A 25,709-nucleotide genomic window follows, 5' to 3' on the forward strand; every position below is an offset into this window, starting at 1 on the left:
GCCGGACCGGCCCGCTCAGGCGAGCGGGCCGATCTCCCGTTCGATCGCCGCGCGCAGCTCCGGGCCGCGTACCACCTCGCGCGCGGCCTCCATCAGCGGCGCGAGGAACACGTCCGGTCCCGGCTCGCCGATGGTGCGGCCGAGCGTGTCGAGCGCCGCCCGTCCGGCCGGTGACGGCGTCAGCGGCGCGCGGAGCTGGAGTCCGCGTACGGCCGCCAGCAGCTCCACCGCGAGCAGGCTGGTCAGGTTGTCCAGCACGGTGCGCAGCTTCTTGGTGGCCGCCCAGCCCATCGAGACGTGGTCCTCCTGCATGCCACTGGTGGGCAGCGAGTCGACCGAGGCGGGCGCGGCCAGCCGGCGGTTCTCCGCCACGATCCCGGCGGCGGTGTACTGGGCGATCATCAGGCCCGAGTTCACCCCGGCGTCCGGCGACAGGAACGCGGGCAGTTCCCGGGAACGGGTGACGTCCAGCAGCCGGTCCACCCGGCGCTCGGCGATGGCGCCCACCTCGGCGGCGGCGATGGCGAGGTAGTCGGCGGCGAAGCCGAGCGGCGCGCCGTGGAAGTTCCCGGTCGACTCGACCCGCCCGTCCGGCAGCACCACCGGGTTGTCCACCACCGACAGCAGCTCCCGGCCGGCCACCACCTCGACGAAGTCGAGCGTGTCCCGGGCCGCGCCGGCGACCTGCGGGGCGCAGCGCATCGAGTACGCGTCCTGCACCGCGTGCGCCAGGTCGTCGCGGTGCGAGTCCATCACCGCCGAGCCCTGCAACAGCCGGTGGATGTTCGCCGCCGACGCGGCCTGACCGGGATGCGGGCGGATCGCGTGCAGCTCGGGCAGGAACGGCCGCTCCGAGCCGAGCATCGCCTCGATGGCCAGCGCCGCCGTCACGTCCGCCATGGCGAACAGGTGCCGGGCGTCGGACACGGCGAGCAGCAGCATGCCGAGCATGCCGTCGGTGCCGTTGATCAGCGCCAGCCCTTCCTTGGCGGCGAGTGACACCGGCTTCAGCCCGACCCGGCGCAGCGCGTCGGCGGCCGGGAGGCGGTCACCGGCCGGGCCGAGCACCCAGCCCTCGCCGAGCAGCACCAGCGCGCAGTGCGCCAGCGGCGCCAGGTCGCCGGACGCGCCGAGCGAGCCGTGCTCGGGCACCCACGGGGTGACCTCGTGGTTGAGCAGGTCCACGAGCGCCTCGGCGACCAGCGGACGGACCCCGGAGCGGCCGAGCGCCAGCGAGCGGACCCGCAGCAGCATCATGGCGCGTACCACCTCGCGCGGCATCGGCGCGCCCACCCCGGCGGCGTGCGAGCGGATCAGCGCGTGCTGAAGCTCGGCCCGGCGCTCCGGGGCGACGAACGTGTTGGCGAGGGCACCGAAGCCGGTGGAGACGCCGTACACCGGGCGACCGGCCGCCTCGATGCGGTCCACGATGGACCGGGAGGTCGCCATCGCCTCGGTGGCGGCCGGGTCGAGCACGACCTTGGCGGTGCCGCGGGCCACCGCGAGCACGTCGGCGGCTGTGACGCCGGTGGACAGGATGGTCACTGTGGTCATCGCGGTACTCCGTTGTGCAGGACCTGGCGGATCAGTGGCACGCCCGGCCGGTAGGCCAGGTGCAGGTGGGACGGGGCGTCGAGGACGATCAGGTCGGCCCGCGCCCCGGGGGTCAGCCGCCCCACGTCGGTGCGGCGCAGCGCCGCCGCCCCGCCGGCGGTCGCGGCCCACACCGCCTCCGCCGGGGTCATCCGCATCTCGCGTACGGCGAGCGCGACGCAGAACGGCATCGACGACGTGTACGACGACCCGGGGTTGCAGTCGGTGGCGAGCGCGACTGTGACGCCCGCGTCGAGCAGCCGCCGGGCGTCCGGGTACGGCGACCGGGTGGAGAACTCGGCGCCGGGCAGCAGTGTGGCGACAGTCTCCGAGCCGGCCAGCGCGTCGATGTCGGCGTCGGTCAGGTGGGTGCAGTGGTCGACGCTGGCCGCGCCCAGCTCCACGCCGAGCCGGACGCCCGGCCCGGGACCGAGCTGGTTGGCGTGCAGCCGTACGCCCAGACCGGCGGCCTGCCCGCAGGCGAGGATCGCGCGGGCGTGGTCGGCGTCGAACGCGCCCCGCTCGCAGAACACGTCGATCCAGCGGGCGTACGGCGCGGCGGCGGCGAGCATCGGCCCGCACACCAGGCCCACGTAGTCGTCCGGGCGGTCGGCGTACTCGGCCGGGACCACGTGCGCGCCGAGGAACGTGGTGTCGCCGGTGAACTCGGCGGCGATCCGCAGTGAGCGGGCCTCGTCGGCGACGTTCAGGCCGTACCCGCTCTTGATCTCGACGGTGGTGGTGCCCTGCCGCAGCATCTCCGCGCGCAGCCGGCCCACAGTGGCACGCAGCGCGTCGTCGGAGGCCGCGCGGGTGGCGCCGACTGTGGTCCTGATGCCGCCGCCGGTGTAGGGCTCGCCTGCCATCCGGGCGGCGAACTCGGCGGCCCGGTCCCCGGCGAAGACCAGGTGGGCGTGGCTGTCCACGAAGCCGGGCAGCACCGCCGCGCCACCGGCGTCGATCCGCCGGTCGGCGGCCGGCGCGTGCCGGGCCGGACCGGTCCAGGCCACCTCGCCGTCGGAGATGAGCAGCGCGGCGTCGCGGCGGATGCCGAGCGGGTCGCCGTCGCGGCCGTCGTTGGTGACCAGCTCGCCGATGTGGTCGACGAGCAGGCTGCCGCGCGTCACGAGTCCTCCTTCGCGGTCACCGCCGCGATCGCGTCCCGCAGTTCGGTGGGTACGTCGACGGTGAGGTGCCGGCCGCCGTCCACCACGGGCCGGCCGTCCACCACGACGCTCGTCACGTCCGCGGCGGTGGCGGCGAAGAACGCGCCGACCGGCGGCACCCCGGCGGTGCGGGCGCTGTCGAGCCGTACCGTGACCAGGTCGGCCCGCTGCCCGACGGCGAGCCGGCCGGCGTCGCCCCAGCCCAGCGCGGCGTGCCCGCCGACGGTGGCGGCGGTGAGCAGCTCGGCCGGCGTGAAGTGCCCCCGCCTGCGGGTACGCAGTCGCTCGTCCATCTCCAGCGCGCGGGCCTCCTCGAACAGGTCCACCACGGCGTGACTGTCGCTGCCCAGGCTCAGCGGGCTGCCCGCGTCGGCCATCCGGCGTACCGGGCCGACCCCGTCGGCCAGGTCGCGTTCGGTGGTGGGGCAGACGCAGACCCGGGTACGGCTGTCGCCGAGCAGCGCCACGTCGGCGGCGGTCGGGTGGGTGGCGTGCACGGCTGTGGTGTGCGGGCCGAGCACGCCGTGGTCGGCCAGCAGGCGCGTCGGGGTGCACCCGTGCACGGCCCGGCAGGCGTCGTTCTCGGCCGGCTGCTCGGACAGGTGCACATGCAGCGGCAGTCCGTTGCGGTCGGCCCAGCCGGCCACCGTGGCGAGCTGCCCGGCCGGGACCGCGCGCACCGAGTGGATGGCCGCGCCGAGCCGGACGTGGTCGTCGGACGGGCGGAACGCGTCCACCCGCTCCGCCCAGCGCAGCGCGTCGCCGTCGCCGAACCGGCGCTGCGGCCCGGCCAGCGGCGCACCGTCCACGCCCCCGGCCAGGTACGCGGTGTCCAGCAGCGTGAGCCGGATCCCGGCGTGCGCGGCGGCCTCCACGAGCGCGGCGGACATGGCATTCGGGTCGTCGTACGGGGTGCCGCCGGGACCGTGGTGCAGGTAGTGGAACTCGCCCACGCAGGTGATCCCGGCCAGCGCCATCTCCGCGTACACGGCGCGGGCCAGCGCCAGGTAGGAATCGGGGTCGAGCCGGATCGCGACGGCGTACATCAGGCTGCGCCAGGACCAGAAGTCGCCGCGCCCGTCGTGGGTGCGCCCGCGCAGCGCCCGGTGGAACGCGTGCGAGTGAGCGTTTGCCAGGCCGGGCACCGTCAGGCCGGGCAGCCGGACCGCGTCGCCGAGCACCTCGACCCCGGCGGTCGGCGGACCTTTCACGGTCAGCGGGGTGACCGCGGTGAGCCGCCCGTCGGTCGCCTCGATCAGCACGTCCCGGGTGGGCTCGGCGCGATCGGGCAGCCAGGCGTACTCGGCCAGCCAGCGGGTCAGCGGCATGCCAGCTCCTCCAGCACCCGAGCCAGGGCGGCCACCCCGGCGGCGCAGTCGGCGTCGGTGGCCGCCTCGGCGGGGGAGTGCGACACCCCGGTCGGGTTGCGCACGAACAGCATCGCGGTGGGCAGGTGCGCCGCCAGCACGCCCGCGTCGTGCCCGGCGCCGGTGGGCAGCACCGGCGCGCCGAGCAGCGCGGCCAGCCGGTCGGCCAGCCCGCGGTCGAACGCGACGAGCGGGGTCGCCGACTCCTGCGTGCAGGTCAGCGCGGTCCCGTCGCGGCCGGCCCGGTCGGCGGCCTTGGTGCGTACCGCCTCGACCAGACCGTACAGCGTCTCCGCCTCGGCCGCCCGCGCGTCCAGCCAGCCGGTGACCCGGGACGGGATCGCGTTCGTGGCGTTCGGCTCGACCGACACCCGGCCGACCGTGGCGTGCGCGTCGCGCAGCCGGGCCTCCTTGTTCGCCGCCAGCACTGTGAACGCGTAGGTGAGCATCGGGTCGCGGCGGTCGGCCATCCGTGTCGTACCCGCGTGGTTGCCCTCGCCGGTGAAGTCGAACCGCCACCGGCCGTGCGGCCAGATCGCGGAGGCCACCGCGACCGGCGCGTCCAGGTCGACCAGCGCGCGGCCCTGCTCGACGTGCAGCTCCACGAAGGCCGCGAAGCGGCCGAGCAGCGCCCGGTCGGCGCCCGCCGGCCGCTCGCCCAGCGCCTCGGCGAAGGTCGTCCCGGCCTGGTCGCGCAGCCCGGCCGCGCGGTCGACGTCGATCTCGCCGGTGAGCAGCCGAGACCCCAGGCAGGGTACGCCGAACCGCGCGCCCTCCTCCTCCACGAACGCGGCCACCACCACCGGCCGGTCCGGGGTGACGCCCGCGGCCCGTAGCTCGTCCACGGCGAGGAACGCGCTGACGATGCCGAGCGGACCGTCGTACGCGCCGCCGTGCGGCACCGAGTCGAAGTGGCTGCCGGTGAGCACCGCCTCGCCGGCCGCCGGGTCGCCCCACCAGGCGAACAGGTTGCCGTTGCCGTCCTCGGACACCGGCATGCCCCGCCGGTCGGCCTGCTCCCGGAACCAGGCGCGCAGCGTGCGCTCCGGGTCGGTGAGCGCGTAGCGCAGGTAGCCGCCGCTGCCGGCGTCCCGCCCGACCGGGGCGATCTCGTCCCACAGCTCCCGGAACCGGTTAGGAAGGGGCCCTTTCAATGCAGAATGCGTTAACAAGGGGCCCTTCCTTACGCTTCGGCCATCGGGACGCGGACGCCGGTGCGCCCGGCGACCTCGCGGGCGTCGTCGTAGCCGGCGTCGACGTGCCGGATCACGCCCATCGCCGGGTCGTTGGTGAGCACCCGCTCGATCTTCTGCCCGGCCAGGGCGCTGCCGTCGGCCACGCAGACCTGCCCGGCGTGGATGGACCGGCCGATACCGACGCCGCCGCCGTGGTGGATGGACACCCAGGACGCGCCGCTGGCGGTGTTGACGAGCGCGTTCAGCAGCGGCCAGTCGGCGATCGCGTCGGAGCCGTCGGCCATCGCCTCGGTCTCCCGGTAGGGGCTGGCCACGCTGCCGCAGTCGAGGTGGTCCCGGCCGATCACCACCGGCGCGCTCAGCTCGCCGGAGGCCACCATCTCGTTGAACCGCACCCCGGCGCGGTCACGTTCGCCGTAGCCGAGCCAGCAGATCCGCGCCGGCAGGCCCTGGAACGCGACCCGCTCGCCGGCCATCCGGATCCACCGGGCGAGGGACTCGTTCTCCGGGAACAGGTCGAGGATGGCCCGGTCGGTGGCGGCGATGTCCTTCGGGTCGCCGGAGAGCGCGGCCCAGCGGAACGGGCCCTTGCCCTCGCAGAACAGCGGCCGGATGTATGCGGGCACGAACCCGGGGAAGTCGAACGCCCGCTCGTATCCGCCGAGCTCGGCCTCGCCCCGGATCGAGTTGCCGTAGTCGAAGACCTCGGCGCCCGCGTCGAGGAAGCCGACCATCGCCTCCACGTGCTTCGCCATCGACGCCCGCGCCCGGTCGGTGAACTCGGCCGGCTCGGCCGCCGCGTAGTCCCGCGCGTCGCCGAGGTCCACGCCCTCCGGCAGGTACGACAGCGGGTCGTGCGCGCTGGTCTGGTCGGTCACGATGTCGATGGCGACGCCCCGGCGCAGCAGCTCGGGGAAGACGGTGGCGGCGTTGCCGACCACACCGACGCTCAGGGCCCGCCGGTCCCGCTTCGCGGCGAGCGCCCGCTCGACCGCGTCGTCAAGCGAGTCGGCGATCTCGTCGAGGTAGCGGTCGTGCGCCCGCCGCTCCAGCCGGGACCGGTCGACGTCCACGATCAGGCAGGCACCGCCGTTCATGGTGACCGCGAGCGGCTGCGCGCCGCCCATGCCGCCGCATCCGGCGGTGAGCGTCAGCGTGCCGGCGAGCGTGCCGCCGAACCGCTTCTCGGCGACAGCGGCGAACGTCTCGTACGTGCCCTGGAGGATGCCCTGGGTGCCGATGTAGATCCAGGAACCGGCCGTCATCTGCCCGTACATGGTCAGGCCCAGCGACTCCAGGCGGCGGAACTCCGGCCAGGTGGCCCAGTCGCCGACCAGGTTGGAGTTGGCCAGCAGCACGCGCGGCGCCCACTCGTGGGTGCGCATCACCCCGACCGGGCGGCCGGACTGCACGAGCATCGTCTCGTCGTCGCGCAGCTCGGTCAGCGTCCGCACCAGCGCGTGGTACGACGGCCAGTCCCGGGCCGCCTTGCCGGTGCCCCCGTAGACCACCAGGTCCTCGGGGCGCTCGGCCACCTCGGGGTCGAGATTGTTCATCAGCATCCGCAGGGCGGCCTCCTGGGGCCACCCCTTCGCGGTGCGTGCGGTGCCGCGGGCGGCGCGGACGGGCTGGTGCATCTCGTACTCCTCTCAGCCGAGGAACAACTGGCGGCGGGCGGCGGACGACTCGAACGCCTCGAGCCGGTTCTGGGTCTCGGCCGGTGCGGCGTCGCAGATCGCCTGGAGCACCACCATGGCCAGCGTCATCGGTGCGGTGTGCAGATCGAAGACCAGGTCGGCGCCGACGGCGGCGGGCAGCACCACCTCGGCGTGCTCGGTGGCCGGGCTCACCGGCGAGTCGGTGATCGCCACGACCGTCAGCCCGGCGTCCCGGGCCTCGCGCAGCGCGTCCAGGGTCTCGCGGGGGTAGCGGGGCAGCACGAACGCCAGCATCGCCGTCGCGCCGGCCGCGACCGCCTGGTCCAGGCGGTCGACCAGCATGCTGCCGCCGTCGTCGAGCACCCGCACGTCCGGGTGCACCTTGGCGGCGAAGTACGCGAAGTACGCGGCGAGCGGCGCGGCGGCTCGCAGCCCGAGCACCGGCAGTGGACGGCTGGCCGCGAGCAGCTTCCCCACCTCGGCGACCCGGCCGGCGTCGGCGAGCTGAGCGGCGAGCCGGTCGAGATTGTCCCGCTCGGCGTGCACCGCCCGTTGCAGGGCGTTGCCGGCGGCCGGTTCGGCCGACCCGGTGACAGTGAGTTCCCGCAGGCGGCGGCGCAGCGCGGGGTAGCCGTCGTGCCCGAGCGCCATGGCGAACCGGGTCACCGACGGCTGGCTGACGCCTGCCAGCTCGGCCACCTCGGCGGCGGACAGGTACGCCGCCGCGCCCGCGTGCCGCACCAGGCAGTGGGCGATGCGGCGCTGGGTCGGGGTGAGCCGTACGCCGTGGAAGAGGTCGAGCAGGCGGTCAGGGGAGGCCGCACCGCTTTCATTCACGGGCTGACTCTATGCATGAAAACTTTCAGAGCGCAAGCGTGGCCCGACCGCAGGGAGATCCGACGGGCGTGCTCTCTGTACTATCCGCACGGCGGGTGAGCAGAGGAGTGGGGCATGCAGCCGGAAGGTCCGTACAGGTTCACCGAGGTGCTGGGCGAGTGCCAGGTCGGCAGGGCCTGGGCCGCGCTCGACGGGCAGGACCGCGCGCTGACCGTGGCGGTTCTGGACGGCGCCGCAGCCGGTGACCAGCGCTGGCGCGAGGCGTTCACCAACGCGGCGAACGTGCTGGCCCAGACGCCCGGCGGCCACCGGTACGTCAACTCCGACTTCGCCGCCGGCCAGCCCTGGGTGGCGTACCCGTCCGAAGAGGACGGCGCGGCCGAGCGGCTGTTCCGCAGCCTGGGCATGGACTACCAGCGCACCGCCACCGCCGAGATCCTCCCGCCGCCCCCGCCGGTGTCCGCGCCGCCGCAGCAGGTCTCGTCCCCGCCGCAGTTGCCGTGGAGCCCGCAGCCGTGGGCGATGACGCCGCAGCAGCCGGTCTCCGGCGCGCCCGTCTCGTCCGGCGCGCCGGTGTCGCCCGGCATGCCGGTGTCGCCGGGCATGCCGGTGCCGGCGATCCCGGCCCAGGCCACCGCCCCGGATCCGCTCGTGCCGACCGGCGGTCCCCGGATCGCACCGGTCGCCCGCCCGCCCAAGAGCCGTACCGGCCTGTGGATCGGAGGTCTGGTCATGGCGGCGGTGCTGGCCGGCGGCGCCGGTCTGCTCGCCGGACGGTCGCTCGCCGACGGTGGCGAACCGTCCACTCCGGCGGCCAGCGCCTCCCCGGCGCTCTACGAGGCCACCCAGCAGTCGCTGAACAAGGCGAAGTTCGACGCCACGCTCATGCCGATCGCCGAGCCGTGGCTCGACGGGGTGGGCGGTTGCGCGATCAACACCGAGAAGAGCGGCCCCGGGCTCGCCGCGGGCGAGAAGCAGCACGTCTTCTGCCGCTACCTGGGCGTGTCGGTGCACTTCGCCGAGTACGAGTCGGCCGAGAAGAAGGAGGCGGCGCGCGCCTTCCGCCAGCAGATGGGCATCATCGGCCGAGCGCTCGCGCCGGGCATGCGGGAGGCCGGACCGGCCACCGGCGGCGTCAGCGGGGCGCAGGGCAGCTACGTCGAGTACGCCGGCAACGGCCAGGACGGCCGCCCGGTCTGCGGCATCTGGTGGGGCCGCGACGACAACACGAGCGCGATCTACATGGAGACGCCGTGCGGCGCCGGGCTCGGCGGCAACTGGGACGCCCTGCGCGACCTCTGGCAGCGGCACAGCTAGGACGCCGCGCGCCCGCTAGCGGACGCGGGCGCCGTTCGGCGGCGGCACCAGGCAGACGTCGCTGCCCTTGGTGACGCCCGCGGCCAGGTCGAAGCGGACCACGCGCGCCCCGCTGAACTGCCGCTCGGTGACCGCCACGCCGCTGCCGCCGAGCCGGACGATGACGTCCCGGTTCGCCCCGTCGGCCCAGTCGGTGGCCTGGAACAGCCAGACCCGGGATCGTCCGGGCAGCAACGCCGACACGGTCCGCCCCGGGCACCCGCCGGGGCCGGCCGCGACCACATAGGCGTCCGCCGCCGGGCCGTACCACGCCTGGGCGTTCCACGAGACCGTGGTGGCCAGCACCAGGTCACCCGGGCGGCGTTTGTCGTCCAGGTAGCCCAGCGCGCCCCGGTAGTCGACAGCGTTCGCGCCGCCGCCCTGGGCGAAGGCCCGCGCCGGATGCACAGTCGCCACCACTGCGGTGGCCAGCTGCGGAACGGCGAGCGCGAGCAGGAGCACCACCCCGACCAGCCATCTGATCCGGGCGGGCAGGCCGGCCCGCATCGGTGGCGGTGCGACGGCGAGCGCGGCGAGCAGCAGGCAGGCCGGCACCGCGTAGAGCGCCAGCCGGCCGTTGAACGGGTAGACCGACACGGCCGCGCCGGCCAGCCCGGCCGTCAGGGGCGTGAGCAGGACCAGCACCGCCACAGTGGAGAGCCGGCGCAGCCCGGCGGCCGTGCCCAGCACCAGCAGCGGTACGACGACCCACGCCGACCAGGCCACGAACGGCACTGTGGCGAGACTCCGGTACGTCGCCGCGAGCCATTCCACTGTGGCGGCCAGGTCGGTGAGCGAGTGCGCCGGATAGATCGACTTCGCCCGCCAGTACGCGGCGAGCTGCGGATCGGCGAGTCCCGGCGCCAGGAACAGCACGTAGACCACGAGCGCGACCACGCCCCAGGCCGGCGCCGGGGCGAGGAACCGGCCCAGTTCACGCCACCTGCTCGCCCACTGCCGATCCGGGCGGGACAGCGCATACCCGCCCAGCAGCACGCTGAGCGCGCCGGTGACCGGAATGGACAGGGTGCTGACGAACGCCATGACCGCCGCGGCCGACCAGAACACCGCCGACCCGGCCCAGGTCGGGCCGGTCCGGACGAGCAGCAACGCCAGCCCGACCACGAGCGTGACGCCGAACGCCTCGGCGCTGTACTGCTTCAGCTCGTTGGAGTAGCCGATGAGGAACGGCGCGACGGCGACCAGCAGCAGCGCCGCCAGCGCGGCGAGCGGCGGCAGGAGTGCCCGGCCGAGCCACGCCACGAGCGGCAGCAGCGCCAGCCCGAACAGCAGCGGCACCAGCCGCAGTGCCCGCTCACCGTCGCCGAACTGCTCGAACGCGAACCGTTCCAGCCACAGCCAGCCGGGCGGCGCCGACTGGCTGAACGCCAGCGGCTGCAACAGGTCCAGGTAGCCGCGCTCCCGGATGTTGTGCGCCACGTACAGCTCGTCGCTCCAGAAGCTGCGCGCGTACGCCCACTGCCGGATCCGCAGCACGGCGCCCAGCGCGACGAGCAGGCCCGCGACGGACCAGTACGGGGACCGGCTCAGCCGGTCCCACGCGAGCGCGACGAGCGCCACCGGCGTGCCCGGCCGCGACGGCACCGGCGTCGCCGACGCGGGCGCCATCGAGGGGGAGAAGGCCGGGCGTGTCACGGACACGGCGAGACGGTATCAAAGCGTCATTCACGTCAGCGGCCCCGCGACCGGCTTCGATCACTGGCCGGCGCGGTCCGGCGTGGACGGAGTGGCGGAGACCGCCGTGCCGACCAGCCCGGCGGCCCGGCGGTGCCGGCGTGCCGGTCGCGGCAGGCCGACCAGGAACTCCGGGAACATGCCGAAGAACGTCCGGGCGCTGCGCAGCTCCAGCGTGTGCGCCCGGGACCAGCGCACCGAGTTGGTCGCGCGCGCCCAGTGGTGGGTCCACCGCACGTCACCGAGCACCGCCACCGGCATCCCGTTACGCCAGGCGCGCAGCCCCAGCTCGTGATCCTCGTAGTAGAGGAAGAATCGCTCGTTCCATCCGCCCAGCTCGGTGACGTCGGCGGTCCGGCCGGCCACCGCCGCGCCCATCACCCAGGCCACGTGGCGCGTCTCGCCGGGCGCGGCCACCAGCCGGTACGCGGCGTGCAGCCGGGACAGCGGCCACACCTTCCGGTTGCCGAGTTTCGCCGTCGCGTACGGGAAGCCGCGCCCGTTGGCCTGCGGTGTGCCGTCGGTGCCGAGCAGTTGCGGCGCGACCAGTCCGCCGTGCGTGTCCAGGTGCCGGGCCAGCACGTCCAGGTCGTCCGGGCGCACCTCCAGGTCCGGGTTGGCGAACAGCACGTACCGGCCGGTCGCCTCGCGCAACGCGACGTTGTTGGCGCGGGAGAAACCGACGTTCTCCGGCAGCCGGATCACCCGCGCGCCCAGCTCCTCGGCGACCGCCGCCGAGTCGTCGGCCGAGGCGTTGTCGACCACCAGCCACTCGTACGGCTTCGGACCGTGCCAGCAGCGGCGCAGCGTGTCCGCCGAGTGATAGCTGACAGTCACCACTGTCCACGGCTGTGCCGTCATCACGCCCTCCGAGCGGTCAGGTAGCCGAGCAGGGACGCGAACCCGAACCGTGGCCCGGACCAGCGGCGGCGGGCCGCCGGCCCTTCGGCCAGCCCGCGTCCGATGCCGCGCAGGAACGGGCGCAGCAGGCCCTGCCGGATCCGCCGGGCGGCGAGCGCGAGGTGTGCGAGCGCCAGCACCGGCACCGCCACGAGCAGCAGCGGCCAGGTGAACGTGCGGGACGCGACCAGCAGCCGGTTGCGGGCCAGCAGGAACGCCCGGAACCCCTGCAACCGGTCGTCGCCGTCCACGCTGTGGCCGCCCGCGTGCGGCAGCACCACGTCCAGCCCGCGCGTGCGCAGCCCGGAGGCGTAGAGCCGGAACGCCAGGTCGGCGTCCTCACCCCAGGCGAACAGGTGCTCGTCGAAGCCGCCGAAGCGCCGGTACAGCGCGGCCGGGAAGACCGCCGCGCCGCCGGACGGGCCGAGCGGGGCACGGCCGGCGGCGGACCGCCTGTCGATGAACAGCGACACCGGGTTCAGGTCGATGCCCACGTACTCGCCGCCGTGCATGGCGAGGCCGACAGCGAGCGGGGCGTCCGGGTCGGCGGCGACGGCGGCGCAGATCCGGGCCAGCGCGTCGTCGGGCAGCCACACGTCCGGGTTCAGCAGGAGCAGGTGGCTCGTGGTGACCGTCGCCGCACCCCGGTTGCAGCCGGCCGCGAAACCCGGGTTGGTGGAGTCGGGCAGGTACGCGTACCGGTCGGCCGGCAGGTGCCCGGCGATCACCTCGGCGCACCCGTCGGAGGGCCAGTTGTCCGCGAAGACGAACCGGACCGGCAGGTCACCGGCGCTGCGGACCCAGGTCGGCAACGTCTCGGCGAGCATGCCGGCGGACCGGTAGAGGACGGTGACCACTGTGAGCCCGTCGAACGTCATGCCGTGCTCCTGCCCAGCCGGTGCAGCACCCAGAGGCCGGGCACCAGGCTCAGCCAGGTCGGATAGATCAGCGGATACAGCTCGTAGACGCCGAACAGCGCGAAGTAGACGACGAACGCCCGCGCCAGCTGCCCGGCCGGCGCGCGGGAGAACTCGAACCACCGTTCGGTCGCGCCCACCGCCAGCCCCAGCGCGGCCAGGAAGAACACCGCGCCCAGCGGGCCGTAGTCGAGCAGCGGGATGGCCACGAACGTGGCCGTGTTCATCAGGTACGGCTGGCTGAGCTGGGACGTCAGCCCGTACAGGTCCGCCTTGCCGACGATCGGCTCGACGCGGGAGCCGAGGAACGTCAGCGAGTACGTGCCGTACCGGGGTTTGAGGTGCTCCCGCTGCGACCAGACCCGCCCGAACGTCTCGGTGGACGAACTCAGCGACAGGTCCAGCGACCCGGCGCTGCTGGTCAGCGCGTTGCTGCCGTAGCGGGCCCGGAACTCGGTCTCGAACGCGCCGGTGCCGGCCATGGTGCGCTGCCCGCCGAGGAACACCGCCGCGCCGAGCGCCACCGCGCCGATCAGCAGCACCACCGGCGTACGCGCGGCCAGGAACGACGCGGCCCGCCCCCGGGTACGCCGTACCGACAGCGCCGCGATCAGCGCGGGCGCGATGCCCACCAGCACCGAGTTCTTGCTCGCGCCGAGCGCCGCCCCGACGGTGAAGACAGCCGTCAGCGCGTAGTAGACCGGCAGCGCCCGGCCGCGCGCGGACAACGCGCGCAGCAGCGACACCGCCATGCCGAGCGTCCACGCCTCGGACAGCAGCCCGATGACCAGGTTCGACTGCTCGCGCAGCACCTGCCGGGCGGCGTCCGGGTTGTCGGCCAGCAGCGGCGGCACCGTGCCCCGGAACCGGATCGCCGCGGTCACCACAGCGACGCCGAGCAGCACGGACAGGTACGTCAGCAGGCGCCGCTCGGACGGCCAGGACAGCGCCGGACGGGACCGCTCGCCGTCGTCCCGCCTGTCGATCAGCCGCCGGCCCACCCCCCAGGCCAGCAGGAAGACCGTCACGTACCCGGCGAGCACCGGCAGCACCCCGCGACCGGCCCAGGAGTCGTACGGGCCTGGTAACACCCGTACGGCCAGCAGTGCGGCGGTCCAGACGGCGGCGCAGGCGGCGAGCGCCCACATCCGCAGGCGCGCGGCGAGCAGCGTGCCGACCGCCAGCGCGAGCGCGACGGCGAGCCCGGCGTCGAGCGTGGCCAGCAGCAGGGCCGCGCCCAGCGCGAACGGGATCCCGACCGACCAGAGGCGTCGCTCAGCGGGTGGCACGGGCGACCGTCCGGTACAGGTCGTGCCAGTCGTCCACGCATCCGTCGAACGAGTGCCGGTCCGCGTACCGCCGGGCCAGCTCGCGCCGCCGCTCGTCCCACGCGGCCGGGTCGGTGGCCGTCCGCACGGCGGCGGCCAGCGCCTGCGGCGTCAGGTCCGCCCGGTACGCGAGCACACCGTCACCGGCGGCTGTCACCTCGGTCAGCCCGCCCGCGCCGGAGTGCACCACCGGCACGCCGAGCGACATCGCCTCCAGGGCGCTGCGCCCGAACGCCTCCACCCGGGACGGCACCAGCAGGCAGTGCAGCCGTTGCAGGAACGGCGCGGCGTCGACGCGGCCGACCAGGTGCAGGTTCGGCCGCTCCTCGACCTCGACGGTGCCCGCGCCGGCGACCAGGAACTCCACGTCCGGCAGCGCCGCGGCGACGTCCGCCAGCAGGTCGGCGCCCTTCTCCCGTTCCAGGCGGCCGAGGAAGCCGACCCGCACCGGGCCGTCCGGCGCGAGGCCGCCGGTGTCGGTCACCTGCGGCCAGATGGCGGGCAGCGGGTTCGGGATCACCCGCACGTCGCGGATCCGCCCGCCTACCCGGAGCTCGTCAGCCTCGAAGCCGGAGACCGCGACCGTCGCGTGCGGCCGCAACCGCCGGAACATCAGGTCGGTGCTGATGTTGGCCTGCACCGCGGCCTTGGCGCGCAGCGTCTCCGCCGTGTCGCGGTACTGCCAGAGGCTGTTGTGCAGCGTCACCACGAGCGGCGTGCGGCGGCCCCGCACGCCCAGCCCGGCGCGGGCGTGCATCGCGGCGGAGAGCAGGTGCGCGCTCACCACGTCCGGTCGCAGCTCCTCGACGAGGGCGCGGATGCCGCGCGCGTACCCGAGGTCCACCCGCTTGGCCGCGCCCAGCGGACGCCACGGCACACCCGCCTCCCGCAACGCCGCCGCGACCTCGTCGTCGGGCGTGGCGGCGACCACGTCGACGTCGCGGGCCGCGAGCGCCGGCAACATCTCGATCAGGAAGCGCTCGGCGCCGCCGAGCTGCCGCCGCCCCGACCCGCCGGTGGTGCAGACGAACAGCACCCTCATCGGACGCCCATGCCTTCCAGGGCGCCGCGGGCGATCGCCCGCCGCGCCGCCCCGCCGCCCACCGCCGCCCGGGCGAGCACCCCCAGCGTGTACGCGGAGCAGGCCACGGTGCCCCGCCACCCGGCCAGCTCACGGCTGGCCCGGATGAACTCCCGGGTCTGCCGGCGGGAGATCTCCTCGGCCGCCCACCGGCGCTTCGCGCTCGCGTCGTCCTCGTGCGTGACCACCGCGTCCGGCAGGTACGCCAGGCGCAGTCCCAGCCGGCGCACCGCCCAGCACAGCCGCAGGTCCTCCGAGTAGAAGAACGACGACTCGTCCACCCCGCCGATCCGGTCCAGCGTCTCCCGCCGGATCGCCACGAACGGCCCGGAGAGCCAGTCACCGCGCTCCGGCGGGGCCACGATCCGCAGCCTCGGGAACACCAGGCTGAGCCCGGTGGCGTGCGCGAGTCCGGTGCCCACGGTCAGGAACCGGCCGGCGGCGGTCTGGTCCCGGCCGGTCGCGTCGAGCACCTTCGGGAACGCCGCGCCGACCGCCGGGTCGTCCAGCTCGGCCACCAGCCGCTCGATCGCGCCCGGCCGCACCAGGATGTCGTTGTTGGACAGCACCACCCGGGACCGGGTGCTGTGCCGGACACCGAGGTTCATGCCCTTGGCGTAGCCGAGGTTCGTCTCCGAGCGCACGTACCGGGCGCCGGTCTCGGCGCACATGGCCCGCAGCCGGTCGCTGATCTCGGCGGCGCTGCCGTTGTCCACCACGACGGCTTCCACACCGTCTGGCAGCGAGCGGACGCAGCCGTCGGTGCGCTCGAAGTCTTCCCAGGTCAACACGACGATTGAGACGTCCACCGCTAGGCCATCCGATTGACGAGGAGGTGCGTGGACCGCTGGAGTCGCTGCCGGGTGCGCAACGCGTAGACGCCGTAGGCGACCGACGACGCGACCGCGGCGCCGAGCGCGCCGGCCCACGGGATGAGCAGAACGTACAGCACCACCGACACCGACATGGTGACGAGGGCCACGGCGGTGGTGGCCTGCTCGCCCGCGCGCTTGAGCAGCGCCGCGCTCCACGTCTTGCCGGCCGACAACGCCAGCGTCCCGGGCAGCAGGAGCAGCCCGAAGAGCCAGGCGTCGCGGTAGTCGGGCGCCAGCACGCCGAGCACCGCCAGGCCGATCACGGCGAGCGCGGCGATCGGCAGCGCCGACTTCACGACCTCGCGGCCGTGGTCGCCGATCGCGTCCGGGTCACGCTCGGCCAGGATCCGCTGCGCCCGTACGACCGCGCCGGACTGCGCGAACTCCAGCGCCGCCACCGCCAGCGCGAACACGCCGAGCGCGCCCGCGCCGGCGAAGCGGGCCACCAGGACCTGGCTCAGCCGGTACGTCAGCATCTGCGCGCACACCCCGACGTGCAGCCGGCCCACGGCGAGCAGGTCGGCGCGGTACTCCGTGCGCCCCGCCGTCGCCGCCGGCACCGGCCCGAACCGCCGCGCCCAGCCCAGCACCGCGACCCCGAGCACGGTGGCGGTGGCGACCTGGACGCCCAGCCACAGCACACTCCACAGGCCACCGTCCAGCCGGTGGCCCAGCCAGAGCAGCCCGTACCCGGCGACCAGCACCGCGCCGCCGAGCGCCCGCATGGTGTAGACGAACCAGAACCGCTTGAGGCGCAGGCCGAGCGAGGCCGCCGTGTTGAACACGGTGAGCGCGCAGCCCGCGCCGATGCCCACCGGGTGGCTGCCCAGCCCGGCGAGCGTGGTCAGCAGCGCCGCTGCCAGCGCGGTGAGGCCGAGTGAGACGGTGAGGATGCCGGCGATCCACAGGCGACCGCGCGACATGATCCAGCCGGCCGGACGGGACAGCAGGAACGTGTCCACGGACAGGCCGCCGAGCGCGGCGCCCACGGTGGCGCTCACCATGTTCGCCGCGAGTTCACCGCGTTCGGCGGCCGGCAGCGTCACCGACACCAGCGCGGCGAGCCCGGTCAGGCCCAGGGCGACCAGATAGAGACGCTCGGGGGAGACGATCCGCCGGACCCGGCCTAACACCCGGCGCCCAGGCGCCGGCACCGGCCGCGAGCCGGCCACGCGGAATCCACTCGTCTTCCCCCAAGATGCGCGGATGTGTGCGGGCCTGTTCTACCCGACATGAGCGCCGCTGCGCAATGGACCCGGCGGGCGGGTACGCCCGCGGCCTCCCGCCGCCGGTAGGGTGACGCGTCGTGGACCTCGCCCACTTCCGCGACACGATCGGCAGGCGGTGGCCGATCGTGCTGGCGCTGACGCTGCTGTGCGGCGCGCTCACCGGGGTCCTCGCCGAACGGCGACCGCCGGTCTACCGGGCCGAGACCCAGATGGTCGTCACGTTCGCCGCCGAGAAGTCGGCCGCCCCGCAGCCCCGCCCGCCTGCCGACGAGGCGGGCCGGCTGATGCAGCGGCGGGTCAAGACGTACGCCACCATGATGAACACGCCCCGGCTGACCCGCCCGGTGATCGACTCGCTCGGACTGCCGTACACCACCGACGACCTGGCCGGCCGCGTCGTCGCCTCGTCCACCGTCGACTCCCTGGCGATCGACGTGGCGGTCACCGACCGGTCCGCCGGCACCGCCGCGGCGATCGCCGCGGCGCTCGCCGCCGAACTGCAACGGATCGCCGAGCGCGACCTGCCGCCCGCCGGGCTCGGCCTCAAGGCCCACGTCGCAGTGGTCCGGGCCGCCGCGCCGCCGCCGCGTTCCGAGCCGGTGCGGTGGCAGTGGTACGCCCTCGGCGGTGCGCTCGGCGGCCTGGCGCTCGGGGTCGGCATCGCGTTGGTGCTCGGCTACCGCCGGGCCGGCACTCCGGTGAGCGCGGACGTGCGGGCGCTCTGGGCGACGACGGTGCGCCGTGCGGCCGGGGTGCCGGGTCAGACCGACGGCCGGGTCGCCGACGCTTCGGTGAAGGAGCGGCAGGCGTCGTAGCCGGGCAGCAGACCCGCGGCGCGCGCCTCGGCCAGGCGTGGCGCTGCCGCATCCCGCTCGGACAGCAGCGGCATCGCCGCCGGCCAGTCGATCCCGAGGTCCGGATCCAGCGGGTGTACCGTGTGCTCGGCCGCCGGGTTGTACGTGGCGGAGCAGAGGTAGCTGAGCGTCGCGTCGTCGGTGAGCGCGCAGAACCCGTGCCCCAGCCCTTCGGCCAGGTAGACGGCCCGCCGGTCGGTGTCGTCGAGGCGTACCGCCTCCCACCGGCCGTACGTCGGCGAGCCGGCCCGCACGTCCACCACCACGTCCAGCACCGCCCCGCGTACGCAGGTGACGTACTTGGCCTGGCCGGGCGGTACGTCGGCGAAGTGGATGCCGCGCACCACGCCCCGCGCCGAGACGGACAGGTTGGCCTGCGCCAGCCGCAGCGGACGGCCGACCGCCTCGGCGAGCCGGTCGAAGCGGTACCACTCCAGGAACAGGCCCCGCGCGTCGCCGTGCCGGCGCGGGGTCACCTCCCAGGCGCCCTCGATGCTCAGCGGACGGATCTTCACGACGCGCTCCCCGAACCGGACCGCTCGGCCAGCAGGCCCAGCAGGTATTCACCGTAACCGCTGCGCGTCAGCGGATGGGCCAGCATCCGCAGCCGCTCGTCGTCGATCAGCCCGGACCGCCAGGCGACCTCCTCGACACAGCCGATCTTCATGCCCTGGCGCTCCTCGATCACCCGGACGAACTCGGCGGCCTGCATCATCGACGTGAACGTGCCGGTGTCCAGCCAGGCGGTGCCCCGGTCGAGGACCGTCACCGTCAGTTCGCCCCACGCCCGGTACGTCTCGTTGATCGCGGTGATCTCCAGCTCGCCCCGGACGCTCGGCGTCAGCTTGCGGGCGATGTCGACCACCCGGTTGTCGTAGAAGTAGAGGCCCGGCACCGCGTACCGGGACCGGGGACGGGCCGGCTTCTCCTCGATCGACAGCACCCGGCCGGCGTCGTCGAACTCGACCACGCCGTAGTCCTGCGGGTTCGCGACCGGGTACGCGAAGACCCGCCCACCGGCCGGTTCGCCGTGCTGCGCGAGCTGCCGTCCGAGCCCGACACCGTGGAAGATGTTGTCGCCGAGGATCAGCGCCACCGCCTCGTCGCCGACGAAGTCGGCGCCGAGCAGGAACGCCTGCGCGATGCCCTCCGGGCGGGGCTGCTCGGCGTACGTCAGGCGCAGGCCCCACTGGCTGCCGTCGCCGAGCAGCCGCTCGAACTGGGTGCGGTCCTCCGGTGTGGTCACCACCAGGATTTCCCGCACCCCGGCCATCACCAGAGTGGAGAGCGGGTAGTAGACCATCGGCTTGTCGAACACCGGCATCAGTTGCTTCGAGACGGCCCGGGTCATCGGCCAGAGCCGGGATCCGGTGCCACCGGCGAGAAGGATTCCGCGCACCCGCGGAGACTACCCGCGGCGCCGCCGCCCCCGTGGCCCGTCGACGTCCCGCCCGGGCTGCCGGTACGGCGTAGACTCCACCATCCGTGAGGATCCTCGTCACCGGCGGCGCCGGCTTCATCGGGTCGGAGTACGTGCGGATGCTGCTGGGCGTGCCCGGCGGCGACGCGTCCGGGGTGCCGGTCGAGGACCCGGCCGCGCTGACCGTGCTGGACAAGCTCACCTACTCCGGCAACCTGGCGAACCTGGCACCGGTACGCGACGACCCCCGGCTGCGCTTCGTCCGCGGCGACATCTGCGATCCGGCGCTGGTCGACGAGGTGGTGCCGGGCCACGACGTGGTCGTCCACTTCGCCGCCGAGTCGCACGTGGACCGTTCGATCACCGGCGCGGCACCGTTCGTCACCACGAACGTGCTCGGCACCCAGACGCTGCTGGACGCCGCGCTGCGGCACGGCATCAGCCGGTTCGTGCACGTCTCGACCGACGAGGTGTACGGCTCGATCGACTCCGGCTCGTGGACGGAGGACTGGCCGCTGGCGCCGAACTCGCCGTACTCGGCGTCGAAGGCCGGGTCTGACCTGCTGGCGCTGTCCTACCACCGCACCCACGGCCTGGACGTCGTGGTGACCCGCTGCTCCAACAACTACGGGCCGTACCAGTTCCCGGAGAAGGTCGTCCCGCTGTTCGTAACCAACCTGCTCGACGGCGGCACAGTGCCGCTCTACGGCGACGGCGGCAACGTCCGGGACTGGCTGCACGTGCACGACCACTGCCGGGGCGTGGCGATGGTGCAGGAGAAGGGTCGGGCCGGCGAGGTCTACCACATCGGCGGCGGCACCGAGCTGACCAACCGGCAGCTCACCGAGCGGCTCCTGGCGGCGTGCGGCGCGGGCTGGGACCGGGTCGTGCCGGTCACCGACCGCAAGGGCCACGACCGCCGCTACTCGCTGGACATCGGCAAGATCAGTAGCGAGCTGGGGTACGCCCCGAGCATCGACCTCGACCGGGGCCTGGCCGAGACGGTCCGCTGGTACCGGGACAACCGGGCCTGGTGGGAGCCGTTGAAGACGGCCGGCCCCGAATGACCCGGATCCTGGTCACCGGCGCGGGCGGGATGCTCGGGCGGGACCTGCTCGCCGTGCTGCGGACCCGGCCGGACCTGTCCGTCACCGCCGCCGGCCGCGCCGACCTCGACGTCACCGACGCGCACGCGGTCCGGGACGCGGTGGGCGGCCACGACGTGGTGCTCAACGCCGCCGCGTGGACCGACGTGGACGGAGCCGAGACCCGCGAGCGGGACGCCACAGCCGTGAACGGCGACGCGGTCGCCGCGCTGGCCCACGCCTGTGCCGGGTCCGGCGCGCGCCTCGTGCACGTCTCCACCGACTACGTGTTCGCAGGCGACGCCACCGAGCCGTACCCGGAGGACGCCCCGACCGGCCCGGTGAACGCGTACGGGCGCAGCAAGCTCGCCGGGGAGCGGGCGGTGGCCCGGCTGCTGCCGGAGACCGGGTACGTGGTGCGTACCGCCTGGCTCTACGCCACCCACGGGCACAACTTCGTCACCACCATGCTGCGGCTGGCAGCCGAACGCGACCGGCTCGACGTGGTGGACGACCAGCGCGGCCAGCCCACCTGGTCGTACCGGTTCGCGGAGCGTCTCGTGGCGCTCGCCGACGCGGCGCTCGCCGGCGACGCGGCACCCGGGACGTACCACGGCACCGCCGCCGGCGAGACCACCTGGTACGGCCTGGCCCGCGCCGTCTTCGCCCTGCGCGGTCTCGACCCGGACCGGGTCCGGCCGACGACGAGCGACCGCTTCCCGCGCCCGGCGCCGCGCCCCCGGTACGGCGTGCTGGCGCACGGCCGCTGGGCGGCGGCGAAGCTGCCGCCGCCGGGCCACTGGCGGGCGGACCTGGCGCAGGCGCTGACCGGCGACCGCGGCTAGCGGCCGCCGCCCCGGAAGACCTCGGTGACGGTACGCAGCACGATCTTGATGTCGAGCCAGAGCGACCAGTTCTCGACGTAGTAGTTGTCGAACCGCGCCCGGTCCGAGATCGGCGTGTCCCCGCGCAGCCCGCTGACCTGAGCGAGCCCGGTGAGTCCGACCGGTACGCGGTGCCGCATCGCGTACCTCGGGTATTCCATGGAGAACTTCTCCACGAAGTACGGCCGCTCCGGCCGGGGCCCCACCACGCTCATCTCGCCGCGCAGGATGTTCCACAGCTGCGGCAGCTCGTCCAGCGAGGTCCGCCGCATGAACCGCCCGATCGGGCCGACCCGCTCGTCGTGCGCGATCGACCAGGTGGTCTGCGACTCGAGCTCGTCGGCCGGGCGCATCGACCGGAACTTGATCACGTGGAACGGCTTGCCGTACCGGCCGATGCGCTCCTGACGGAAGAACACGCCCCGGCCGCCGTCGAGGAACGTGGCGACGACGCAGAGCAGCAGCAGCGGGCTCAGCACCAGCAGGGCGGTCACCGCGAACACCACGTCGGAGGCGCGCTTGAGTCGCCACCGGGGACCGGTGAGCGTGGTGTCGCCGATCTTGACGATCGGGATGGCGCCGATGTGGTCCGGGTAGCCGCCCTGCGACCGCGACCCCCACAGGCGCGGCACCGCCCACAGGTCACAGCGCGAACTGGCCGGACGCAGCAGCGACTCCATCAGGTCGGCCTCGGAGCAGTCCGGGTCCGCGATGACCAGGACCTCGCACTCCAGCATCTCGGCGAGCTTCTCCAGGTCGTCGATCGTGCCGATGAGCGGCAACGCGCCGATCCGCGGCCGCGACGGGGCGTCGACAGCGCCGACGAACCGCAGCCCGTACTGCGGGTAGCGCCGCAGCAGCCGGGCCAGCTCGCCGCCGATCGGCCCGCCGCCGATGACTATGGCGTTGTGCTCCACCCACCGGCGCTTGCGGGCCAGCAGGATGAGCCGGCTGTTCAGCGCCCGCCCGACGATCACCAGGCCGGCGGAGAGCGCGACGCCGCGCATGAACCCGCTGACGTACGGCACCGAGTCGTGCCGCAGCGCTGCGATGATCGCCCCCACCGCGCCGGAGGCCAGCAACCGGCCGCCGAGGCTCGGCAGTTCGTCCAGGATGCTGATGTGCCGGCGCGGCCGGTAGAGCCCGCCCGCGGCGAACAGGCCCACGGTGAGCGCGGCGTTGAACAACGTGCCACGCCAGTAGTTCTGGGTCAGCAGCAGCGGCGTGAGCAGCGCCGCGACGTCGATGGGCGCGGTCACCATCCAGGCCCGCAACCATCGGGTACGCGTCGATGCCCGCGACCCCGCGTACGGCAGCACCGTGGTCGTGTCCATGCCGCTGTCCATCGGCCTGTTCATGGCCACACCGGACGGCGGCGCAGACGGATGCTCGAACGCCGGCAGGCGTGGCATGGTCGATCCTCCCCCGTGACGCCGCCGGCCCGGATACAGAGACCGACGGCGATCGCAGGATACGAGCGACCCCGCCCCGCCGCCAGCACCGGCATGGCAGATCGACGTCCTACTTTCCGCTGATGGCGAGGATCTCGGGGACCGAGTCGCGGCGCACCGCGTCGAACAGCGTCTTCGAGCGCGCCGGATCGGGGAACACGACGCTCTCGCTGCCGACCCGGCCGGTGCCCTTGACCGGGCAGGTGAAGAACGTCAGGTTGCCGCCGCGCAGGCCCCGCATCTCCATCGCCAGATCCACCAGCGACAGTGACTTGTCGACGGCAACCGAGTCGGACGTGGCACGGACGAACGAGTTGAGCTTGGCCGGGTTGGTCATCACACCGCCCGAGGCGGCCTTGTCCAGAATCGCCTTGATCACCTGCTGCTGGTGCCGGATCCGCGCGAAGTCGCCGTCCGGGAAGGCGTGCCGCTCCCGCGCGTAGTCCAGCGCGGCGGCCCCGTCCATCGTCTGCCGGCCCTTCTCGAAGGTCCGCGTGCCGATCAGCGAGTACTTCGTGGTGAAGCCCTTCTCCACGTCGATCTCGACACCGCCGAGCGCGTCGATGATCTCCTTGAAGCCGGCGAAGTCGACCATCGCCACGTTGTCCACCCGTACGCCGCTGAACTTCTCCACCGTCTGCACCATCAGCGGCACACCGCCCCAGGCGTACGCGGCATTGATCTTCGCGTCGCGACCGCCGCGGCCCTCCTTCGACTTCGGGACGGCCGTCCAGGTGTCGCGGGGGATCGAGATGAGCTGGGCGCTCGACCGGTCCTTCGGCAGGTGGGCCAGGATGATCGTGTCGCTGCGCGAGCCGCCGGTGCTCTCCGGGTCGCGGGAGTCACTGCCCAGGATCATGATGTTCATGGCGCCCTTGGCCTCGACCTGCGGGCGCGACTCCTCCGGCACGCCCTCGAAGGCGTCGACCCGCTCGATCGACTTGTCGACCGAGCGGTAGTAGAGGCCGCCGGCCAGGGCGGTGCCGCCGCTCAGCAGCACCACCACCAGCAGCACGATCAGGGCGATCCGCCGGCCCCGGCGGCGCCGGGGCCGCTCCTCCTCCGCGGGCCCGCCCGGCTCCACATCGGAGCCCTGCGCGCGCGGGTCGGAATCGGTGAGCTGGTGGCGATCTGACATGCCGCGATGCTACTGAGTCACGTCGTACCGTGTGGACCCGCGCCCGGACGGTGACGCCCCGGCGGCGCGGGACCGCCGCGGCGAGGTGGCCGGTTCCGGGCCTTGCCGCCGGGTGGCCGCCGGATCGATGATGGTGAGGAATGCCACATCGACCGAGGAGTCGAGATGCAGGTTATCCACCAACCGCGGGTGGCGTGGGACGCCGCCCGGGTCATCGGCGGGGCGATCCACGACGAGCACCTGTTCGGCTGGCTGCGCGGCGAACTCGGCGCCCTGATGGGCCCCGCGGCGGCGGTGGCCCTGGACGAGACCCGTGACCGGGTCCGCTGGGCCGGCGACGCCCGGCTGCCGGTCGAGACCGGCGTCTGGCGGGTCCGTCTGGAGGACTCGCTGCGGCAGGACCCCGACCTCGCCGGCGGGCTGGCCGGTGTCGTCTCCACCGCCCGTACACTGCGCCCGGTTTAGCTTTCGCTTAGTTCGCTTGTCCGGCGGCACGCCGGTCCGGCAGCATCGACCGGCGTGACCGACGGCACCGCACCCCACCCGCCGACAGCCGGCGACCCGCCCGGACCCGCCGCCCCGGACGGTCGTCGCCGCGCCGCCACGCGCCGTCGCCGCCTGGCCGCCGCCGGTCTGGTCACAGTCGCCGCCGCGGTCGCGGTGACCCTCGCGGTACGCGGAGGCGCCGCCCCCGCCTGCGCCGCACCGCCCGTCGGCGGCGCGACGCACAGCGGCAAGGCCACCTTCTACGACTCCGAGGGCGCCGGCGGCAACTGCTCCCGGCCCGCTGCGCCCGCCGACCGGATGTACGTCGCGCTCGGCCCGAGCGAGTACGCCTCCGGCGCCTCCTGCGGCGGCTTCCTCGACGTCACCGGCCCACGCGGCACCGTCCGGGTGCTGGTGATGGACCAGTGCCCGGAGTGCGCGCCCGGTCACCTCGACCTCTCCGCCGAGGCGTTCGCCCGGATCGCCGACCCGGTACAGGGGGTGGTGAAGGTCAGCTACCGCGCGGTGGTGAACCCGAGGCTGTCCGGCCCGCTCACCTTCCGCATGAAGGAGGGCTCGTCGCAGTGGTGGTTCGCCGTCCTGGTCGGTGACCACGGCAACCCGTTGCGCTCGGTCGAGGTGCGGCAGAACGGCTCGTGGCGGGCGGCGCAGCGGCAGGACTACAACTACTGGCTGATCGCGTCCGGGGCCGGTCCCGGCCCGTACGAGATCCGGGTCACCGACGTGTACGGCCACCGCGCGACAGCAACTGGTATCCGGATGCTCCCCGGCCAGGTGCAGCGCAGCAAGACGCGCATGTACGGCGCCGATCCCGCCACCCCCAGACCCACCCCGAAGAAGCCGACCCCCACACCCAGGACCCCCACCCCCAGCCCTCCGACCTTCCTCACGCCGTCGCCCACCCCCGACGCCCCCACCTCAGCCGCAACGGAACCCCTGGTGCAGGCAGCCGCCGCCCCTCCCACCCAGGCGCCCTGCTCCTGACCCGCCCAGGGCTCCTGCCGAGCCCTCAGCTCGCCGATCTTGCACTTGTGGCCCTCGACCTGCCCTGGATGCGGCTTTTGCGGGGGCGGAAAGTGCAAGACGCTTCTATGTCTGTGGTGATCGGTTCGGCTGATTGCCGTTAGGGTTCGGCGTTGGTGATCACTTGGGTGGCTCTTCGTTGATCCGGC

The 25,709-nt window shown here is 74.1% G+C and carries 23 protein-coding genes; 6 read left to right on the forward strand and 17 right to left on the reverse strand.

Translation table 11 applies throughout. From position 1 onward, the window contains the following. Positions 1-15 precede the first annotated feature (15 nt). The 6 genes from hutH to FB454_RS28645 are packed head-to-tail and all read right to left on the reverse strand — an operon-like array spanning position 16 to position 7,817. A complete protein-coding gene (gene hutH, locus FB454_RS28620) occupies positions 16-1,554 on the reverse strand; it encodes a histidine ammonia-lyase (protein WP_071096540.1) in 1,539 nt (512 codons plus the stop codon). Further along, positions 1,551-2,720 carry an imidazolonepropionase gene (gene hutI / locus FB454_RS28625; protein WP_013284364.1) on the reverse strand — a complete coding sequence of 390 codons (1,170 nt, stop codon included), beginning with the start codon at positions 2,718-2,720 and terminating at the stop codon, positions 1,551-1,553. Before hutI ends, hutH begins: the two co-directional genes overlap by 4 nt. Further along, positions 2,717-4,081, reverse strand: a complete 1,365-nt coding sequence (locus tag FB454_RS28630) for a formimidoylglutamate deiminase (RefSeq protein WP_186461670.1) — start codon at positions 4,079-4,081, stop codon at positions 2,717-2,719. The genes hutI and FB454_RS28630 overlap by 4 nt, the downstream gene beginning before the upstream one ends. Beyond that, positions 4,078-5,298, reverse strand: coding sequence for an allantoate amidohydrolase (locus tag FB454_RS28635; protein ID WP_145823851.1), 1,221 nt, complete (start codon positions 5,296-5,298; stop codon positions 4,078-4,080). The genes FB454_RS28630 and FB454_RS28635 overlap by 4 nt, the downstream gene beginning before the upstream one ends. 11 nt (positions 5,299-5,309) lie before the next feature. Next, positions 5,310-6,959 (reverse strand): urocanate hydratase, encoded by a 1,650-nt coding sequence (gene hutU / locus FB454_RS28640; RefSeq protein ID WP_145823852.1) that lies wholly within the window; start codon positions 6,957-6,959, stop codon positions 5,310-5,312. 12 nt (positions 6,960-6,971) lie between these two features. After that, a complete protein-coding gene (locus FB454_RS28645; RefSeq protein WP_145823853.1) occupies positions 6,972-7,817 on the reverse strand; it encodes a MurR/RpiR family transcriptional regulator in 846 nt (281 codons plus the stop codon). A gap of 114 nt (positions 7,818-7,931) precedes the next feature. Here FB454_RS28645 and FB454_RS28650 point away from each other — a divergent pair, with 114 nt between their 5' ends. After that, a complete protein-coding gene (locus FB454_RS28650; RefSeq protein WP_013284369.1) occupies positions 7,932-9,134 on the forward strand; it encodes a hypothetical protein in 1,203 nt (400 codons plus the stop codon). A gap of 15 nt (positions 9,135-9,149) precedes the next feature. On the opposite strand, the gene FB454_RS28655 is transcribed toward FB454_RS28650, so the two are convergent. The 7 genes from FB454_RS28655 to FB454_RS28685 are packed head-to-tail and all read right to left on the reverse strand — an operon-like array spanning position 9,150 to position 17,141. Then, positions 9,150-10,835, reverse strand: a complete 1,686-nt coding sequence (locus FB454_RS28655; protein WP_486481569.1) for a glycosyltransferase family 39 protein — start codon at positions 10,833-10,835, stop codon at positions 9,150-9,152. A gap of 54 nt (positions 10,836-10,889) precedes the next feature. Then, positions 10,890-11,729 carry a glycosyltransferase gene (locus tag FB454_RS28660; protein WP_145755038.1) on the reverse strand — a complete coding sequence of 280 codons (840 nt, stop codon included), beginning with the start codon at positions 11,727-11,729 and terminating at the stop codon, positions 10,890-10,892. Next, positions 11,729-12,646 (reverse strand): glycosyltransferase, encoded by a 918-nt coding sequence (locus FB454_RS28665; protein ID WP_145755037.1) that lies wholly within the window; start codon positions 12,644-12,646, stop codon positions 11,729-11,731. The genes FB454_RS28660 and FB454_RS28665 overlap by 1 nt, the downstream gene beginning before the upstream one ends. Then, positions 12,643-13,974: a hypothetical protein gene (locus FB454_RS28670; RefSeq protein ID WP_145823854.1), complete on the reverse strand. Its 1,332-nt coding sequence runs from the start codon at positions 13,972-13,974 to the stop codon at positions 12,643-12,645. Before FB454_RS28670 ends, FB454_RS28665 begins: the two co-directional genes overlap by 4 nt. Next, positions 13,961-15,055, reverse strand: a complete 1,095-nt coding sequence (locus FB454_RS28675) for a glycosyltransferase family 4 protein (RefSeq protein ID WP_145823855.1) — start codon at positions 15,053-15,055, stop codon at positions 13,961-13,963. The genes FB454_RS28670 and FB454_RS28675 overlap by 14 nt, the downstream gene beginning before the upstream one ends. Then, positions 15,052-15,885, reverse strand: a complete 834-nt coding sequence (locus tag FB454_RS28680) for a glycosyltransferase (protein WP_486481572.1) — start codon at positions 15,883-15,885, stop codon at positions 15,052-15,054. The genes FB454_RS28675 and FB454_RS28680 overlap by 4 nt, the downstream gene beginning before the upstream one ends. 20 nt (positions 15,886-15,905) lie before the next feature. After that, positions 15,906-17,141: a hypothetical protein gene (locus FB454_RS28685; protein ID WP_145755033.1), complete on the reverse strand. Its 1,236-nt coding sequence runs from the start codon at positions 17,139-17,141 to the stop codon at positions 15,906-15,908. A gap of 134 nt (positions 17,142-17,275) precedes the next feature. Between FB454_RS28685 and FB454_RS28690 the strand changes: the two genes are divergently transcribed. After that, positions 17,276-18,013: a YveK family protein gene (locus FB454_RS28690; RefSeq protein ID WP_145755032.1), complete on the forward strand. Its 738-nt coding sequence runs from the start codon at positions 17,276-17,278 to the stop codon at positions 18,011-18,013. Here the strand turns inward: FB454_RS28690 and rfbC are convergent. Together rfbC and rfbA are read right to left on the reverse strand one after the other, a co-directional pair. Further along, positions 17,959-18,567, reverse strand: coding sequence for a dTDP-4-dehydrorhamnose 3,5-epimerase (rfbC, locus tag FB454_RS28695; RefSeq protein WP_030270250.1), 609 nt, complete (start codon positions 18,565-18,567; stop codon positions 17,959-17,961). The genes FB454_RS28690 and rfbC overlap by 55 nt on opposite strands. After that, complete coding sequence (gene rfbA, locus FB454_RS28700; protein WP_145823856.1) at positions 18,564-19,451, reverse strand: glucose-1-phosphate thymidylyltransferase RfbA; 888 nt, start codon at positions 19,449-19,451, stop codon at positions 18,564-18,566. Before rfbA ends, rfbC begins: the two co-directional genes overlap by 4 nt. Before the next feature lie 86 nt (positions 19,452-19,537). Between rfbA and rfbB the strand changes: the two genes are divergently transcribed. Both rfbB and rfbD read left to right on the forward strand, forming a co-directional pair. Next, positions 19,538-20,539, forward strand: a complete 1,002-nt coding sequence (gene rfbB / locus FB454_RS28705) for a dTDP-glucose 4,6-dehydratase (RefSeq protein WP_145755031.1) — start codon at positions 19,538-19,540, stop codon at positions 20,537-20,539. Beyond that, the gene (gene rfbD, locus FB454_RS28710) at positions 20,536-21,402 is read left to right on the forward strand and encodes a dTDP-4-dehydrorhamnose reductase (protein WP_145755030.1); all 867 of its coding nucleotides are present in this window, start codon (positions 20,536-20,538) and stop codon (positions 21,400-21,402) included. Before rfbB ends, rfbD begins: the two co-directional genes overlap by 4 nt. Here the strand turns inward: rfbD and FB454_RS28715 are convergent. Together FB454_RS28715 and FB454_RS28720 are read right to left on the reverse strand one after the other, a co-directional pair. Then, positions 21,399-22,853 (reverse strand): sugar transferase, encoded by a 1,455-nt coding sequence (locus FB454_RS28715; protein ID WP_036310515.1) that lies wholly within the window; start codon positions 22,851-22,853, stop codon positions 21,399-21,401. The two genes, rfbD and FB454_RS28715, sit on opposite strands and share 4 nt — an antisense overlap. Before the next feature lie 109 nt (positions 22,854-22,962). Further along, positions 22,963-24,030 carry an LCP family protein gene (locus FB454_RS28720; RefSeq protein ID WP_013284383.1) on the reverse strand — a complete coding sequence of 356 codons (1,068 nt, stop codon included), beginning with the start codon at positions 24,028-24,030 and terminating at the stop codon, positions 22,963-22,965. A gap of 165 nt (positions 24,031-24,195) precedes the next feature. Here FB454_RS28720 and FB454_RS28725 point away from each other — a divergent pair, with 165 nt between their 5' ends. Further along, positions 24,196-24,495, forward strand: a complete 300-nt coding sequence (locus FB454_RS28725) for a hypothetical protein (RefSeq protein ID WP_013474253.1) — start codon at positions 24,196-24,198, stop codon at positions 24,493-24,495. A gap of 54 nt (positions 24,496-24,549) precedes the next feature. Continuing rightward, positions 24,550-25,521, forward strand: a complete 972-nt coding sequence (locus FB454_RS28730) for an expansin EXLX1 family cellulose-binding protein (RefSeq protein WP_013284385.1) — start codon at positions 24,550-24,552, stop codon at positions 25,519-25,521. Positions 25,522-25,709 lie beyond the last annotated feature (188 nt).

Source organism: Micromonospora sp. CNZ297, assembly GCF_007827625.1.